The organism is Serratia sp. K-E0102 (assembly GCF_029962625.1).
In the GTDB taxonomy this organism is placed as follows: Bacteria; Pseudomonadota; Gammaproteobacteria; order Enterobacterales; family Enterobacteriaceae; genus Serratia; species Serratia sarumanii.
Genome location: NZ_CP124754.1, coordinates 1,574,658 through 1,590,960, shown reverse-complemented (window position 1 = coordinate 1,590,960; position 16,303 = coordinate 1,574,658). Strand labels below are relative to the sequence as shown.

Annotated in this window: 14 protein-coding genes; 3 read left to right on the top strand and 11 right to left on the bottom strand. The window is 63.2% G+C overall.

The genetic code is table 11. The annotated features are described in order from the left end of the window. Positions 1-63: 63 nt before the first annotated feature. The 5 genes from mglB to SSARUM2_RS07635 form a co-directional block, all read right to left on the bottom strand. The gene (gene mglB / locus SSARUM2_RS07655) at positions 64-1,056 is read right to left on the bottom strand and encodes a galactose/glucose ABC transporter substrate-binding protein MglB (RefSeq protein WP_033637723.1); all 993 of its coding nucleotides are present in this window, start codon (positions 1,054-1,056) and stop codon (positions 64-66) included. 264 nt (positions 1,057-1,320) lie between these two features. Then, positions 1,321-2,358: an HTH-type transcriptional regulator GalS gene (galS, locus tag SSARUM2_RS07650; protein WP_033646782.1), complete on the bottom strand. Its 1,038-nt coding sequence runs from the start codon at positions 2,356-2,358 to the stop codon at positions 1,321-1,323. Positions 2,359-2,485: 127 nt separating this feature from the next. Beyond that, positions 2,486-3,658 (bottom strand): DUF418 domain-containing protein YeiB, encoded by a 1,173-nt coding sequence (gene yeiB / locus SSARUM2_RS07645; RefSeq protein WP_047568515.1) that lies wholly within the window; start codon positions 3,656-3,658, stop codon positions 2,486-2,488. A gap of 79 nt (positions 3,659-3,737) precedes the next feature. Next, positions 3,738-4,403: a GTP cyclohydrolase I FolE gene (gene folE / locus SSARUM2_RS07640; protein WP_060453201.1), complete on the bottom strand. Its 666-nt coding sequence runs from the start codon at positions 4,401-4,403 to the stop codon at positions 3,738-3,740. Between the two features lie 244 nt (positions 4,404-4,647). Beyond that, positions 4,648-5,805 carry a YbfB/YjiJ family MFS transporter gene (locus SSARUM2_RS07635; RefSeq protein WP_033654978.1) on the bottom strand — a complete coding sequence of 386 codons (1,158 nt, stop codon included), beginning with the start codon at positions 5,803-5,805 and terminating at the stop codon, positions 4,648-4,650. Positions 5,806-5,910: 105 nt separating this feature from the next. Between SSARUM2_RS07635 and SSARUM2_RS07630 the strand changes: the two genes are divergently transcribed. The 3 genes from SSARUM2_RS07630 to fghA are packed head-to-tail and all read left to right on the top strand — an operon-like array spanning position 5,911 to position 8,842. After that, a complete protein-coding gene (locus SSARUM2_RS07630) occupies positions 5,911-6,831 on the top strand; it encodes a LysR family transcriptional regulator (RefSeq protein WP_033654969.1) in 921 nt (306 codons plus the stop codon). A 29-nt stretch (positions 6,832-6,860) separates the two neighbouring features. Further along, positions 6,861-7,985 (top strand): S-(hydroxymethyl)glutathione dehydrogenase/class III alcohol dehydrogenase, encoded by a 1,125-nt coding sequence (locus tag SSARUM2_RS07625; protein WP_033637718.1) that lies wholly within the window; start codon positions 6,861-6,863, stop codon positions 7,983-7,985. A 14-nt stretch (positions 7,986-7,999) separates the two neighbouring features. Further along, complete coding sequence (fghA, locus tag SSARUM2_RS07620) at positions 8,000-8,842, top strand: S-formylglutathione hydrolase (RefSeq protein ID WP_060453200.1); 843 nt, start codon at positions 8,000-8,002, stop codon at positions 8,840-8,842. A 146-nt stretch (positions 8,843-8,988) separates the two neighbouring features. Here fghA and gsiD read toward each other — a convergent pair whose 3' ends face one another. From gsiD to SSARUM2_RS07590, 6 genes are all read right to left on the bottom strand, one after another. Continuing rightward, a complete protein-coding gene (gene gsiD, locus SSARUM2_RS07615; protein WP_049233469.1) occupies positions 8,989-9,897 on the bottom strand; it encodes a glutathione ABC transporter permease GsiD in 909 nt (302 codons plus the stop codon). Positions 9,898-9,906: 9 nt separating this feature from the next. Continuing rightward, positions 9,907-10,827, bottom strand: a complete 921-nt coding sequence (gene gsiC, locus SSARUM2_RS07610) for a glutathione ABC transporter permease GsiC (RefSeq protein ID WP_033637716.1) — start codon at positions 10,825-10,827, stop codon at positions 9,907-9,909. A gap of 52 nt (positions 10,828-10,879) precedes the next feature. Further along, a complete protein-coding gene (gene gsiB, locus SSARUM2_RS07605; protein ID WP_060438924.1) occupies positions 10,880-12,415 on the bottom strand; it encodes a glutathione ABC transporter substrate-binding protein GsiB in 1,536 nt (511 codons plus the stop codon). 23 nt (positions 12,416-12,438) lie between these two features. Beyond that, the gene (locus SSARUM2_RS07600) at positions 12,439-14,316 is read right to left on the bottom strand and encodes a dipeptide ABC transporter ATP-binding protein (RefSeq protein WP_060453199.1); all 1,878 of its coding nucleotides are present in this window, start codon (positions 14,314-14,316) and stop codon (positions 12,439-12,441) included. Positions 14,317-14,335: 19 nt separating this feature from the next. After that, positions 14,336-15,292, bottom strand: a complete 957-nt coding sequence (locus SSARUM2_RS07595; RefSeq protein ID WP_041034178.1) for an isoaspartyl peptidase/L-asparaginase — start codon at positions 15,290-15,292, stop codon at positions 14,336-14,338. A 357-nt stretch (positions 15,293-15,649) separates the two neighbouring features. Beyond that, positions 15,650-16,186, bottom strand: coding sequence for a DUF924 family protein (locus SSARUM2_RS07590; protein WP_060453232.1), 537 nt, complete (start codon positions 16,184-16,186; stop codon positions 15,650-15,652). Positions 16,187-16,303 lie beyond the last annotated feature (117 nt).

The following is a 16,303-nucleotide window of genomic DNA, read 5'->3' as shown; positions in this document are numbered from 1 at the left end:
ATCCCCGCCGGCGGTATTCCTGGTGTTGGCGCCGCAGGCGGGGTCTTAGCGGGATCTCAATTCTTATTTAACAAACTGAGACAGGTTGTCTTTATCTACGCCGACGTAAGGAATACGCACGACTTTATTTTCGATTTTATATTGGGTGCCTTCGGTGGCCGGTTTGCCCGCCGCCAGGTTCTTCGCCAGCTCGAAGGTGGCTTTCGCCTGGTTGTCGGCGTCGTTCAGCACCGTGCCCGCCATCGCGCCGGATTTCACCAGCGCCAGCGCCTCAGGCAACGCATCGACGCCAAACACCGGGATAGTGGTCTTGTTATGCGCCTTCAGCGCCTCCACCGCGCCCATCGCCATGGCGTCGTTGTTGGCGATCACCACTTCAATCTTGTTGGCGTTCGGGCCGGAGAGCCAGGCGTCCATCTTGTCTTTCGCCTGCGCGGTATCCCACATCGCGGTATCCATCTGTAGCTGCTGGGTCTTGATGCCTTTCTCGTTCAGCGTTTTCACCACGTAGGTGGTGCGCGCTTCGGCATCCGGGTGGCCCGGCTCGCCTTTCAGCAGCACGAACTGGATCTGGCCGTCTTTGTTCAGATCCCAGGCCGGGTTGGCTTGCCAGTGTTTGGCGATCAGCTCGCCCTGGATCACGCCGGATTCTTTGGAGTCGGTGCCGACGTAATATGCCTTCTCATAGCTGTCCAACGCCTTGCGGGAAGGCTCTTTGTTGTAGAACACCACCGGGATATCGTTTGCGCGCGCCTTATCGATAACCACCGGCGCCGCGGCCGGGTCGACCAGGTTGATCGCCAGCGCTTTCACGCCCTTGGCCAGCAGCACGTCGATCTGATCGTTCTGCTTGGACTGGTCGTTCTGCGAGTCATTCATCAGCAGGGTGACGTCCGGTGAAGCCTTGGCGTCCTTCTCGATCGCCTTGCGCACCACCGACATGAAGTTGTCGTCGTATTTGTAAATCGTGACGCCAATACGGGTGTCAGCATGGGCTGCGGCGCCAAACATCATGGCTGCGGCCATGGCGGCCAGGGTGAAAACCTTCTTATTCATTGTCAGTCTCCGGTTCTGTGTAGGGTATTACTCGTCTTTGAGCCAATGGTCACCGGCAGTGCGCACACCCCAGGCCAGGCGATTTCCACTCAACACCTGCCGTCCGTGGATTTTGTTATTTCCGAGAAATGCTGTGTCAGCGCGAGATAAAGGTTGCAGCGGCAAGGGCCTTTGCGCCGGAAAACGCCTAGAGCATAGACGGCGTGATGTTAATATTCTGTGAATTTTCTCACAGATTGAAAACGGTTACACAAGATTAAATCGTCAGAGAGTGACCGTCGCCTCACTTTGCCAGGGGGCGACAGAATGGCGCCGCACCAGCGTCGGCATGAACAGATGAGCGGCCTGCGGCTCCGTCAGGCCTGCCGCGCCCTGCAACGCCAGCTCGGTGGCCAGCGTGGCCATCGAGACGATCGGGTAGCGCACCGTGGTAAGCTTGGGGCTGGTGTAACGCGCGATGGGGATGTCGTCGAAGCCGATCAGCGAGAAATGCTGCGGCACCGTGATACCGTTTTCTTTCAGCACCGCCATGGCGCCGGCGGCCATGGCGTCATTGTAGGCGAACACCGCGCTCAGCTGTAAGTTGCGCCCCAGCAGCTCCACCATCGCCGCCTCGCCGCCCTGCAGATCCGGCGAACCGTAGGCGCGCCAGTTGTCGGGCGTGGCCAGCCCGGCGGCGGCCATCGCCTGCGCATAGCCCTGCTGGCGCAGCGGCCCGTCTTCGATCGGGTGATTGGAGCCCAGATAGCCGATGCGCCGATGGCCCTGCGACAGCAAAAGACGCATCGCCATTTCCGCGCCGCAGACGTTATCCAGCCCGACGCAGCGCGGCTCATAGCCGGGGATAATCCGGTTGATCAGCACCATGCCCGGCACCTGCTCCAGAAAACCGATCAGTTCGGCATCGCTCAGGGCTTTGGCGTGAACAATCAGGGCGTTACAGCGCTGGCGAATCAGCACTTCGATCGCGTGGCGCTCTTTGTCCGCCTGATGATAGCTGTTGCCGATCAGCAAGTATTTGTGGTGTTTCTGCGCCACCGTGTCTACCGCTTTCACCAGCGCGCCGAAGAACGGATCGGAGACGTCCATCACCACCACGCCCAGGGTATCGCTGCTTTGGGTCGCCAGCGCCTGCGCGTTGGCGTTGGGGCGATAGCCCAGCTCCGCCACCGCCTGCAGCACCTGCTCGCGCGTCTCCTTGCTGGTCAGCGCGCTGTGATTCAGCACGCGGGAGACGGTCGCCACGGAGACCCCGGCGCGTTTCGCCACGTCGCGGATGGTGATCGGATGAACTGGAGGCATGCGGGATCCTGAAATCGGGGTAGTGGCCGGTGGCGCTATCCTACCCCGATTGGCCCGCTGCTCTGCGTGAATTACGTCACAGGAAAGAAAACGTTTACATACATTTTTTTAACCTGCCGGCGGGCGCTCACTTCAGCGTTTTGGGTTCCGCTTCGCCGGCGGCCAGCTGCGTCAGCCTGCGCCACAGCCACTCCATCGGCCCCTGTTCGAAGTAACGCAGCCACAGTGCGGAAAACGCCAGGTTGGCCAGCCAGACCAGAGGCACAAACGCCAACAGCTGCAGCCGGTCGAACTGCTCATAGAGGCCAAAGCGATAAAACAGCGTGGTGCAGATCAGCGTTTGCAGCAGGTAGTTGCTCAACGCCATGCGCCCCACCAGGGTCAGCCAGTGGGCGATGCGCATGCGCGACAACGCGGGCCAGAAACCGTAACACAGCGCCAGATAGCCCATCGCCTGCAGCGGGGCGCCCAGCTCGCGCGGCACCTGCAGCAGGAAACCGCTCCAGCGATAGTCCCAATGCACCTGCCATTGCAGCGCCACCGCCGGCAGCTGGATCAGCACCGAAAGCGGCAGCAGCCACGCCGCCTGCCGCAAATAATAACCGGAGGAATAACTGCCGCGCAGCCAGCCGCTGCGCATCAGTCCGGCGCCGAACAGCATCAGCCCCGCCAGCTCCCAGCCATACTGCGCGCCGATGGCCAGCAGGCTGGACGAGAGCAGATCGGCGCGGCTGCGCCAGGCTTCGAAACCGCCCTGCAGCTTCCAGAACTTCTCGTACTGCAGCTCCGCCGCGCCCGGCTGCCAGAAGCTGCCCGGCTCACCGTGCGAGACGAAGCCGAGCAAAAGCAGCACCGCCACGCCGATCAAATACAGCACCACGCCGGTTTTCAGCAGCTGGAAGGTTTCTTTGGCTTCGCGGATCATGCGCCAGCACACCAGGCCGATCAGCCCGTAGGCCAGCAGAATGTCGCCGTCCCACAGGAAGATGGCGTGCGCAAGGCCGAACAGCAGCAGCCACGACAGCCGCGCGCGGATCCAGCTTTTGCCGCGCCGCAGCAGCATTTGCAGCCCGGCGCCGAACAGCAGCGCGAACATCGCCAGGAACTTGGCCTGGGCGAACAGATCGAGCAGCGCCCAGGTCCAGGCGTCGCGCGATGACGGCATGCCCAAATAGGCCGGGTTGAGGTAGGCGGCCTTCGGCAAGCCGAAGGCGCTGATGTTCAGCAATAAAATGCCGAGGATGGCGATGCCGCGCACGCAGTCCAGCGTGGCGATGCGCGGCAGAGGATGACTGTTCATTTTTTATCGCTGTCTTCCGCTCATGAAAAAGGCGCCCGCAGGCGCCTGTTGTCGTCGTGCGGGTCGCCCCGCAACGCCATCACCCCTGGTGATGACGCACCGCGCGCAGGAACTCCTGGCGGGTATTCTGGCTGGACTTGAACAGCCCCCCCAACGAAGTGGTGGTGGTGGCGCTGGTCGCGTCGCGGATGCCGCGCGCCTTGACACAATAATGGACCGCATCGATCGATACCGCCACGTTATTGGTGCCGAGCAGGGTCTGCAACGCCACCAGGATCTGCTGGGTCAGGCGCTCTTGCACCTGCGGACGCAGGGAGAAGAACTGCACGATGCGGTTGATCTTCGACAGGCCGATCACCGAGTCTTTCGGGATATAGGCCACGGTGGCCTTGCCGTCGATGGTCACGAAGTGGTGTTCGCAGGTGCTGGTCAGCGTGATATCGCGCACCGTCACCATCTCATCCACCTTCATCTTGTTCTCGATAACGGTGATTTTCGGGAAGTTGGCGTAGTCCAGCCCGGAGAAGATCTCGTCGACATACATTTTGGCGATGCGATGTGGCGTCTCCGCCAGGCTGTCATCGGACAGATCGAGGTTCAGCAGCTGCATGATTTCGGTCATGTGCTCTTTGATGCGGCGCTTGCGCGTTTCGCGATCCAGCACTTCCCCGCGCAGCGGCGTTTCCAGACCACGCTCTTCCAGCGCCGCATGCACCAGCGCGGCTTCTTTACTTAATGATGTCATGTATTTGTTCTCCTGCGGACGGAACCCGCCGGCGGCCTGGTAGGGCGTGCGGCCGGCGAATTGCTTGCTCTCGTGACGGCAGAGTTTTCGTGGTGGATAACGTGAACCCGGTCAAGATTTTGCCCCCACTGTAGATGAGAGCGCGGCGATTATCCAGTGATTGTGCTTCATCCGCAGGTGAAATATTCGCATTTAGCACAATCAGGCCGGCTGCGAGATTCCACGCTTTTTGTATGGATTTCAATCACCGCATCGCCGTTTTTTGCGCCAACCGCCGCGCCGGGGTATTCACCACCAGCGCACCGGCCACCAACAGCGCCGCCACCGCTACGTACAGCGCCGGCTCCAGTCGATGGGTCAAGGCGGTCGACAGCGCCGACAGCATCGGCCCGACCAGTTGGCCGATCGCATAACCGGTGGTCAGCAACCCGGCCATGTAGCGCGCATGGCGCGGCGCCAGTTCACGGCCGTGCTGAAGGGCGAGCTGCACCACGCAGAGGAAGCCGCCGCCGGTCAGCAACGCCCCCAACGCCAGGCCGGCCACGCCCGGCACAACTTCGGCGCTCAGCACGCCCAGCGCCTGTATCCACAGCGTGATCGCCAACCGGGTCTGGGTAGTGAGCCGATGGCGGGTCAAAATGCCGATAACGATCCCCAGCACCGCCGCGCCGCCGAACACCGGCCAGACGAACTGCGCGAACAGGCTGCCGGGAAAACGCGCCGCCGCCATCTGCGACAAGAACGTCGCCGGCAGGATGTAGCCGAACCCGGCCAGGCTGTAGCTCCACACCAGGCGTTTGAGCGCCGGCGTCAGCAGTAGCGGTTCCGGGGCCACGTCCGGGCGATGCAGCTCGCCGCTGCGCGGCAGAAAGGCGCTAATCGCCCCCACCAACGCCAGCGCCGGCACGCCATACACCAGCCAGGCCTGCGCCGCCGTCAGCCCCAGCGTGTTGATGCCCACCGCCAGCATGCCGCTGAGGAAGATACCGGCGCCCGGCCCGGCGAACACCGCCGCGCTCAGCGCCGGCCGGCCGTAGTGCGCCAACCGCTCATTGGTCCAGGCCGCCACCAGCACCATCGCCCAGCCGCTGGCCCAGCCGATGACGAAGCGCAGCGCGCCGTGCGTCCATTCATCCTGCGCCAGCGCCGACAGCAGCGTCAGCGCCACCGCGCCCCACACGCCAAGCCACAGGCGCCGCTCGACGTGGCGCGTGGCGCGCATCGCGTCGTAGGCGCCGCACAGATAGCCCAAATAGTTGATCGCCGCCACCAGCCCGGCACCGGTCAGGGTGAACTGATGTTCCGCGATCATCAGCGGCACCTGGGGGGTGAAAGCGAAGCGGCCAATGCCCATCGCAACGATCAGCGCGGCAAAACCGCTCAAGGCAATACGTAAAGCCATATCGGCATCCAAAAGGTTAAAAGAAAGTTGCCAGTATCATGCCGCAGTATTAAACTCACAAAAACTGAATAATACTAATCAAGTTCATCACGAAACGAGAATATTATGGATCTGACCCAGCTTCGCATGTTCTGCTGCGTAGCGGAAACCGGCTCGGTCGCCCGCGCCGCCGAGCAGCTGCACCGCGTGCCGTCGAATCTGACCACCCGACTGCGACAGCTCGAGCAGGAGCTGGGCGCCGATCTGTTTATCCGCGAAAAACAGCGCCTGCGCCTGTCGCCGATGGGCCATAACTTTCTGTGCTACGCCAACCGCATCCTGGCGCTGAGCGACGAGGCGATGAGCATCACCCACGCCGGCGAACCGGCGGGCAACTTCGCCCTCGGCTCGATGGAGAGCACCGCCGCTACCCGCCTGCCCTCGCTGCTGGCGGCTTACCACCAGCGCTTCTCGCAGGTTTCGCTGTCGCTGACCACCGGCACCTCCGGCGAAATCGCCGATCGGGTGCGCGCCGGCACGCTGGCCGCGGCGCTGGTCGACGGCCCGGTACCCTATGACGAGCTGAACGGCTGCATCGCCTATCCTGAACATATGGTGGTGATCTCCTGCCTCGATCACGCGCCGATCCACAGCGCCAAAGACGCCAACGGCGAAACGCTGTTCGCCTTTCGCGCCAGCTGCTCCTACCGCCTGCGGCTGGAGGCCTGGTTCAAGCGCGAAGGCGCGCGGCCGGGGCAAATTATGGAGATCCAGTCCTATCACGCCATGCTGGCCTGCGTCGCCAGCGGCGCCGGGCTGGCGATGATCCCGCATTCGGTGCTCAGCCTGCTGCCGGGCCATGAGCGGGTGCGGGTTCACCCCCTGCCGCCGGACGTGGCCGACACCGCCACCTGGCTGCTGTGGCGTCGCGACGCGTTCGGGCCGAACGTGCGCGCGCTGAAAGAGTTGATTATTGAACAGACGGAAACCGCCGCTGTTGATGAAAGCACCCCCAACGATTTATCAGACGTTGTCGATATCGCCTGATTTAAAAGAAAACCACTGAGGAGACTATGATGGAGATGATCAAAACCCGCGCCGCCGTTGCCTGGGGCCCGAACCAGCCGCTGAAGATCGAAGAAGTCGAGCTGATGCCACCGCAAAAAGGCGAAGTGCTGGTGCGGATCGTCGCCACCGGCGTTTGTCACACCGACGCCTACACCCTGTCCGGCAAAGATCCGGAAGGCGTGTTCCCGGCGATCCTCGGCCACGAGGGCGGCGGCGTGGTGGAAGCGGTCGGTGAAGGCGTCACCAGCGTGGCGGTCGGCGATCACGTGATCCCGCTCTACACCCCGGAGTGCGGCGAGTGCAAATTCTGTAAATCCGGCAAGACCAACCTGTGCCAGGCGATCCGCGCCACCCAGGGCAAAGGGCTGATGCCGGACGGCACCACCCGCTTCTTCAAGGATGGCAAGCCGATCTTCCACTACATGGGCACCTCCACTTTCTCCGAGTACACCGTGGTGCCGGAGATTTCACTGGCGAAAATCAACAAGGAAGCGCCGCTGGAAGAAGTGTGCCTACTGGGCTGCGGCGTGACCACCGGCATGGGCGCGGTGATGAACACCGCCAAAGTGCAGCCGGGCGATACCGTGGCGATCTTCGGCCTGGGCGGCATCGGCCTGTCGGCGATCATCGGCGCGCAGATGGCCGGCGCGGGCCGCATCATCGGCATCGACATCAACACCAGCAAGTTCGATCTGGCGCGCAAGCTGGGCGCTACCGATCTGATCAACCCGAAAGACTATGACAAGCCGATTCAGGACGTGATCGTCGAGCTGACCGACGGCGGCGTCGACTTCTCCTTCGAGTGCATCGGCAACGTCAACGTGATGCGTTCCGCGCTGGAGTGCTGCCACAAGGGCTGGGGTGAATCGGTGATCATCGGCGTCGCGGGCGCTGGCGAAGAGATCTCGACCCGTCCGTTCCAACTGGTCACCGGTCGCGTCTGGCGCGGTTCGGCGTTCGGCGGCGTCAAGGGCCGTTCGCAGCTGCCGGGCATCGTCGAGCGCTATCTGGACGGTGAATTCGCGCTGAACGACTTTATCACCCATACCATGGGGCTGGAGCAGATCAACGAAGCGTTCGATTTGATGCACGAAGGCAAATCGATCCGTTCCGTCATCCACTTCGACCAATAAGCCAGGAGGCAGAGATGACGTTGTCATTGGAACTTCTCGAAGAGCACCGCATGTTCGGCGGCTGGCAGCAGCGCTATCGCCACGCGGCGCAGAGCCTGAATTGCAACATGACATTCAGCATCTACCTGCCGCCGCCGCGCGATGACAACCCGCCGCCGGTGCTGTACTGGCTGTCGGGGCTGACCTGCAACGACGAGAACTTCACGTTGAAAGCCGGCGCGCAGCGCATCGCCGCCGAGCTGGGCCTGGTGCTGGTGATGCCGGACACCAGCCCGCGTGGCGACGAAGTGCCGAACGACGAAGGCTACGATCTGGGCCAGGGCGCCGGGTTCTACCTGAACGCCACCCAGGTGCCGTGGGATCGCCATTTCCGCATGTACGACTACATCAGCGCCGAACTGCCGACGCTGATCGAACAGCACTTCAGCGTCAGCGGTCGTCAGTCGATCTTCGGCCACTCGATGGGCGGCCACGGCGCGCTGATGATGGCGTTTCGCAATCCGCAGCGCTTCCGCTCGGTATCGGCGTTCGCGCCGATCGTTAACCCGTGCCAGGTGCCGTGGGGCCGCAAGGCGTTCACCGCCTATCTGGGCAGCGACGAAAGCCAGTGGCTGCAGTACGACAGCTGCCATCTGCTGGCCAGCGGCGCGGAAAAAATGCCGGTCCTTATCGACCAGGGCGACGACGACCAGTTCCTGGCCGACCAGCTGCAGCCGGCGCGGTTGGCGGAGCTGGCGCGCCAGCGCGACTGGCCGCTGACGCTGCGCATTCAGCCGGGGTACGATCACAGCTACTTCACCATCGCCACCTTCGTGGAAGATCACCTGCGCTTCCACGCCGAGCACCTGTTCCGCTGATAAAAAAATCCGGGCGGTTATTAAAGCGCCCGGATTTCTTCAAAAGCCATCATTGCCATATCCATTCCTCATCCCTGTAATATACGCGGGTCAAATTTTCACCAATTTTACTCGTAAAACAGGGGTATGCCAATTTAGCGATGCCCTCACCCCTTCAGCTTAGGATCGAGCGCGTCGCGCAGTCCGTCGCCCAACAGGTTGAACGCCAGCACGGTAATGAATATCGCCAGACTGGGGAAGATCGCCACGTGCGGCGCGATCACCATATCGGCGCGCGCTTCGTTGAGCATCGCCCCCCACTCCGGCGTCGGCGGCTGGGCACCCAGGCCCAGAAACGACAGGCTGGCGGCGGTGATGATCGAGGTGCCGATGCGCAGGGTGAAATAGACCACAATCGAAGACAGGGTGCCCGGCAGAATGTGCCGCAGGATGATGGTCCAGTCCGAGGCGCCGATGCTGCGCGCCGATTCGATATAGGTCAGGTGCTTCAGCACCAGCGTATTGCCGCGCACCAGGCGGGCGAAGGCCGGAATGCTGAAGATCGCCACCGCGACGATCACGTTGGCCATGCCGCTGCCCATGATCGCCACCACGCCGATCGCCAGCAGAATACCGGGAAACGCGAACAGCACATCGCAGACGCGCATGGTGAGGCGATCCCACCAGCCCTCATAGTAGCCGGCCAGCAGCCCCAGCAGGGTGCCGATCGCCCCGCCCGCCAGCACCGAGAACACCCCGGCCGCCAGCGAAATGCGCGTGCCCATCAGGATGCGGCTGAAGATATCGCGCCCGAGAGAATCCACGCCCAGCCAGTGCATCAGCGAAGGCCCCTCGTTCAGCCGATCGTAATCGAAATAGTTTTCCGCATCGAACGGTGCCAGATAAGGCGCCAGCAGCGCCGCCGCAATCAGCAGCAGCACCAACAGACCGGCGACCAGCGCCGCCCGCTGGCGGCGAAAACGCCGCCAAAACTCGCTCCACGGCGTGCGTACCGCGTTGGGATCGATAAGCGGCATCGCCTTCAGTGCGGCGTTGCGCCGCCAATGCTTAATCATGCCGCGTCCTCATTGATAACGAATCGCCGGGTTGATCGCCGCGTACAGCATATCCACCAGCAGGTTGATCAGGATAAATTCCAGCGAGAACAGCAGCACCTCGGCCTGGATCACCGGGTAATCGCGCATCTCCACCGAGTCCACCAGCAACCGCCCCAACCCCGGCCAGTTGAACACCTTCTCCACCACGATCGAACCGCCGAGCAGGAAGCCGAACTGCAGCCCCATCATGGTCACCACCGGGATCATCGCGTTGCGCAGGCCGTGTTTCATCACCACCACGCTTTCCCGCACGCCCTTGGCGCGCGCGGTGCGCATGTAGTCTTCCTGCAGCACCTCGACGAACGAAGCGCGGGTGAAACGCGCCATCACCGCTGCCACCGCCGCCCCCAGGGTGATCGAAGGCAGAATGTAGTGTCGCCAGCTGTCGGCGCCCACCGTCGGTAGCCACCCCAGTTCGACCGAGAACACCTGCATCAGCAGCATGCCGAGCGCAAAGGCCGGGAACGAGATCCCCGACACCGCCAGCGTCATGCCGAGGCGATCCGGCCAGCGGTTGCGCCACACCGCCGACACCACGCCGATCGCCAGGCCGAACGCCACCGCCCACAGCATGCTGGTGACGGTCAGCCAAAAGGTCGGCATAAAGCGCGAGGCGATCTCTTCGCTCACCGGGCGCTTGGACACCATCGAGATGCCGAAGTCGCCCCGCAGCGCGTTGACGAAGAAGTGTGCGAACTGCTGCGGCAGCGGCTGATCCAGCCCCAAATCCTTGCGCACCAGCTGCACCACCGCCTCGTCGGCCTCCGGCCCCGCCGCCAGCCGCGCCGGATCGCCCGGCAGCAGGTGGACGAACAGGAACACCAGCACCGCCACGATCAGCAGCGTCGGGATCAGGCCCAGCAGTCGTTTCAGAAAATAATTGAGCATCTCATTCCTTCCCCCGCCCGCCGACGCTTGGCCGCAGGCGGGGATGGGCGCCTTATTTCAGATCGGCGTTATCAAAGTTGAACGAGGTATCCGGCATCACGTAGAAACCGCTCAGCTGTTTGCTGTTGGCCGACAACAGACGTTCGGTCGCCAGGAAGATCCAGGGCGCATCGGCCCAGATGCGATCCTGCGCGTCCTGATACAGTTTCTGCTTCTCGGCGCGATCGGTGGTCGCCAGCGCGTCGGTCAGATCCTTGTCCACCTGCGGGTTGCTGTAGAACGCGGTGTTGAACTGCTTCGGCGGCGCCGCCTGGGTGGAGAACAGCGGCGACAGCGCCCAGTCCGCTTCCCCGGTCGAGGCCGACCAGCCGGTGTAGAACAGCCGCACGCCGGTGTCTTTCACCCCGACGCTCTCCACCTGCGCCGCGCGCTGCCCGGCATCCATCGCCGTCACCGTCACTTTTACCCCCACCTGCGCCAGCTGCTGCTGGGTGAACTGCAGCACCTTCTGCGCGGTGCTGTGGTTGTGGGAAGACCACAGGGTGGTGGTGAAGCCGTTCGGGTAGCCGGCCTCTTTCAGCAGCTCGCGCGCCTTGGCCGGATCGTACGGCCACGGCTTATAGCGGGCGGCGAAGTCAATGGCCGGCGGCACCGGCCCTTCCGCCGGCACCGCGTACCCGGCGAACGCCACTTTGATCAGCGCGTCCTTGTTGATGGCATAGTTCAGCGCCTGGCGCACCTTCGGGTTGTCGAACGGCTTCTGAGTGACGTTCATGCTGATGTAACGCTGCAGGATCGACGGGGCGGCCACCACGTCCAGCTTGGCGTTGCCTTCCAGCACCTTGGCCTGCTCGTAAGGGATCGGGAAGGCGAAGGTCGCCTCGCCGGTTTGCAGCATCGCCGCGCGGGTGTTGTTATCCACCACCGGGCGCCAGGTGATGCTGTCGAGCTTCGGCAGCCCCGGCTGCCAGTAGCCGTCGAACTTCTTCACCTTGACGAAATCGGTCTGGTTCCAGGTGACGAACTGATACGGCCCGGTGCCGACCGGGTGGAAACCGATCTCCTTGCCGTATTGCTTCAGCGCCGCCGGCGAGATGATCGCCGCCGCCGGGTGCGCCAGGTTGTTGACGAACGCCGAGAACGGCGCTTTCAGCACGACCTTCACCGTATTGGCGTCCACCGCTTCGGTTTTGTCGATCATCTTGAACAGGTTGTAGCGCTTGAGGTGGCTGTCCGGGTTGCTGGCGCGATCGAGGTTTACCTTCACCGCCTCGGCGTTGAACGCGGTACCGTCGTGGAATTTAATCCCCTGGTGCAGTTTGACGGTGTAGGTCAGGCCGTCTTTGCTGACCTCATAGCTGTCCGCCAGCACGTTCACCAGCTTCATGTCCTTGTCGAAGCCGAACAGCCCCTGATAGAAAGACTTGGCCACCGCCTGCGACAGCGTATCGTTGGCGTCGTAAGGATCGAGGGTGGTGAAGTTGGAGGCCACGGCGATCACCGCGTCCTTCGCCGCCCAGACCGGGCCGGTTCCCGCCGCCAGCAGTACGGCGGCCAACAGCGCATTGCGTTTGAATGTGTGCTTCATGTCGCTTGTCTCTCCTGAGGTCTTTAAAAAGCACCGGCGATCGGGTGGCGGGCGACAAAGTGCCCGGCGCCAACCTGCACCAGCGGTGCGGTAACGGGTTCATCGCCCAGCGCGCGCACCGGGCTCGGGATCTCATCGGCCGGCAGCGGCTGCCGTTTGTGGGCGTGGGCGGGATCGGCCACCGGCACCGCCGCCATCAGTTTGCGGGTGTAAGGGTGCTGCGGGTTGTCGAACACCGCCTGCCGTGGGCCGATCTCGACGATCTGCCCGAGGTACATCACCGCCACCCGGTGGCTGATGCGCTCCACCACCGCCATGTCGTGTGAAATAAACAAAAAAGCGATGCCGAACTCGCGCTGCAGGTCGAGCAGCAGATTGACGATCTGCGCCTGAATCGACACGTCCAGCGCCGACACCGCCTCGTCGGCGATCACCACTTTCGGGTTCAGCGCCAGCGCGCGCGCGATGCAGATGCGCTGGCGCTGGCCGCCGGAAAATTCGTGCGGGTAGCGGCGCGCATGCTCCGGCAGCAGGCCGACGCGCTCCAGCAGCCAGGCCACCCGTTGCTCCGCCTCGCGGCCGCGCATCACGTTGTGCACCAGCAGCGGCTCCATGATGGAAAAACCGACCGTCAGACGCGGATCAAGCGAAGCGTAGGGATCCTGAAAAATGAACTGAATATCGCGCCGCAGGTGCTGCAGCGCCGGCCCCTTCAACTGATCTATCCGCCGCCCGGCGAAGGTGATGGTGCCGCTCTGGCTGTCCACCAGCTTCAGCAAAGAGCGCCCGGTGGTGGACTTGCCGCAGCCGGACTCGCCCACCAGCCCCAGCGTCTCGCCGGGGTAAAGATCGAAACTGACGTTTTCCACCGCGTGCACCCGGCGAGTGACCCGATTGAACAACCCGCCGCGCAGATCAAAGCGCGTAACCAGATGCTCCACCTGCAGGATCGGCGCGGCGCCGGGCGGCACGGTATCCTGCGGCACCGTATCCCCCTCTCCGCCCGGCAACGGAAACTTCGCCGGCAGCGGCCGATCGGCCATCGCCCCCAGCTTCGGCACCGCCGCCAACAGCGCCCGGGTATAGGCCTGCTGTGGCGCGGCAAACAGCTCGCGCACCCGATTCTGTTCCACCTGCTCGCCGCGGCGCATCACCAGCACCCGATCGGCGATCTCTGCCACCACGCCCATGTCGTGAGTAATGAAGATCACCCCCATCTGCATCTCCCGTTGCAGCACGCGGATCAGCTGCAGGATCTGCGCCTGAATGGTGACGTCGAGGGCGGTGGTGGGTTCATCGGCGATCAGCAGCGCCGGCTTGCAGGAGAGCGCCATGGCGATCATCACCCGCTGGCGCATGCCGCCGGAAAGCTGGTGCGGGTAACGCCCCAGCACCTCTTTGGCCTCCGGAATACGCACCAGATCGAGCATGCGCAGCGCCTCCTGGCGCGCGCTGCGGCGATCCATGCCCTGATGCAGGCGCAGCGATTCGGCGATCTGCTCGCCGACCGGAAATACCGGGTTGAGCGAGGTCATCGGCTCCTGGAAGATCATCGCCATGTCGGCGCCGCGCACCGTGCGCAGCGTGCTCTGCGAGGCCTGCGCCAGATCGAGCAGCGCGCCGTCGCGCCGGCGCAGCGTCATGACGCCGCCGACGATGCGCCCGCCGCCCTGCTCCACCAGCCGCATCAGCCCCAGCGAAGTGACCGATTTGCCGGAGCCGGACTCACCGACGATCGCCAGCGTCTCGCCGCGATCGAGATCGAACGACAGGTTGCGCACCGCTGCCACGGCGCCGTCCGGTTGAGGAAAGCTGATGCTCAGATCGCGCACCGTCAGCACCCGCTGCGGCGGCAATGACGGCCCGCCGCTGGCGGCGGGTCGAAGTAAAACGTCGGTCATGCACCCTCCCGGTGAACGCTTAGCGGTAAATCCCGACGGACGGCGCATCGCCGACATAGCCAAAACCGCGATACATCCCCTCGCAGTTGAACGGCAGCGCGATATTGCCGTGGCGATCGACGGCGATCATGCCGCCGCTGCCACCGAGGGCCGGCAGCTTCTCCATCACCACCCGATCGCTGGCCGCCTGCAGGCTCAGATCGCCGTATTCGATCAGGGCGGAGACGTCATAGGCCGCCACGCCGCGCATGAAGATTTCGCCGGTGCCGGTGCTGGAAACCGCCACGGTGGCGTTGTTGGCATAGCAGCCGGCGCCGATAATCGGCGTGTCGCCTACCCGCCCGGCCTGCTTGTTGGTCATGCCGCCGGTCGAAGTGGCGGCGGCGAGGTTGCCCAGCGCATCCAGCGCCACCGCGCCGACGGTGCCGAATTTGCGATCGGGATCGAGCGGATCGCCGGCCTGCGCCGCACCGTCGTGATCGAGCAATACCCGGCCCTGCTCCGCCTGGGCCCGGTGCAGCTGATCGAAACGTTCCTGGGTAAAGAAGAAATCGGGGGTGACCAGTTCCAGGCCGTGGGCCGCGGCAAACTTCTCGGCGCCTTCGGCGGCAAACAGCACGTGTTCGCTGTTTTCCAGCACCGCGCGCGCCGCCAGCACCGGGTTGCGGATGCGGCTGACGCCGGCGACGGCGCCGGCATCGCAGGTGCGGCCGTCCATCACGCAGGCATCAAGCTCGTGGGTGCCCTGATGGGTAAACACCGAGCCTTTGCCGGCGTTGAACAGCGGGCACTCTTCGAGCAGCCGCACCGCTTCGGTCACCGCGTCCAGCGCGCTGCCGCCCTGGGCCAGTATCGCCTGCCCGGCGGTCACGATCTCGGACAGCGCCTGGATATACTGCCGTTCTTTTTCCGCACTCAGCGCCGCCCGGGTAATTGCGCCCGCGCCGCCATGAATGGCAATCACTGGTTTGCTCATTTGCCTGACACCCTGTGTTAATCCCGCCGTTGCGCAGCGAATAAGCTGAGCGCGGTATCATTATTATTCAGTCTTTTTCGACTCTATTTAGTCCTACAGTGGAAGTACAGCATAACGTCCACGTCCCGCTTTTAGCGTAGTCCGCTTAGACCGTTTCGCACCTTGAAATAGCTTATTGGAATAAAAACAGCAGGTTATGAAAAGCCGTAAATCGCCGATCGTACGGCCGAGATTATTGGTAATTCCGCGTGCGGAAATAGCGGCATGGCGTAAGGAAATAAACGTTCACGCTGAATAACGCTTATTGCGGCGCCCGGCCTGCTGTTTTTTCCCCGGCCGGGCGCAGATGATCCGAGATTAAAAACCCGATCCGGGCTGCTGTAAAAAAGCCTCTTCTTCCGGCGTGCTGGTGCGCCCCAATATCGCATTGCGATGCGGGTAGCGGCCGAAACGATCGATGATCGCTTTGTGCCGAAGCTCGAACTCCAGCTGGTCGCCGTTATTGAGCTCGGTGTACAGCACCAGCGCCTGCTGGTGGATTAGCGGCGATTCCGAATGCATGAACGGCAGATAAAGGAAACCGCGCTGCTCGCGGCTCAGCCGTTCGCACTCGCCGCTGCGGATCGCCTCCTGCGCCAGGATCAGCGCCATGCCGTCGCAGGCGAACGACTGCGGCGTGCCGCGGAACAGGTTGCGGCTGAACTGATCGAGCACGATCACCTCCGCCAGGCGCCCTTCGATAGTGTCGCGCCAGTGCGCCAGCTCCCCCGCCGCCGCCGCGCGCCAGATTTCGCCGAAACGGCTGTGCAGCAGACAATCGAAATCGTCGTCCTTTTTGAACCACATGATCGGTTCGATCTCGTCGAACCAGAAGTCGATAACCTGTTTATGCATCATGATTCTCCTCTGTTTTACGCAATTTATACCCGATCGCCCCAGCGCCGCAGTGCGAAAGATGGCGGGCATAACCCGTTCTCCCCCCCGGCGTTCTCTGCCATAATACCCGCACTT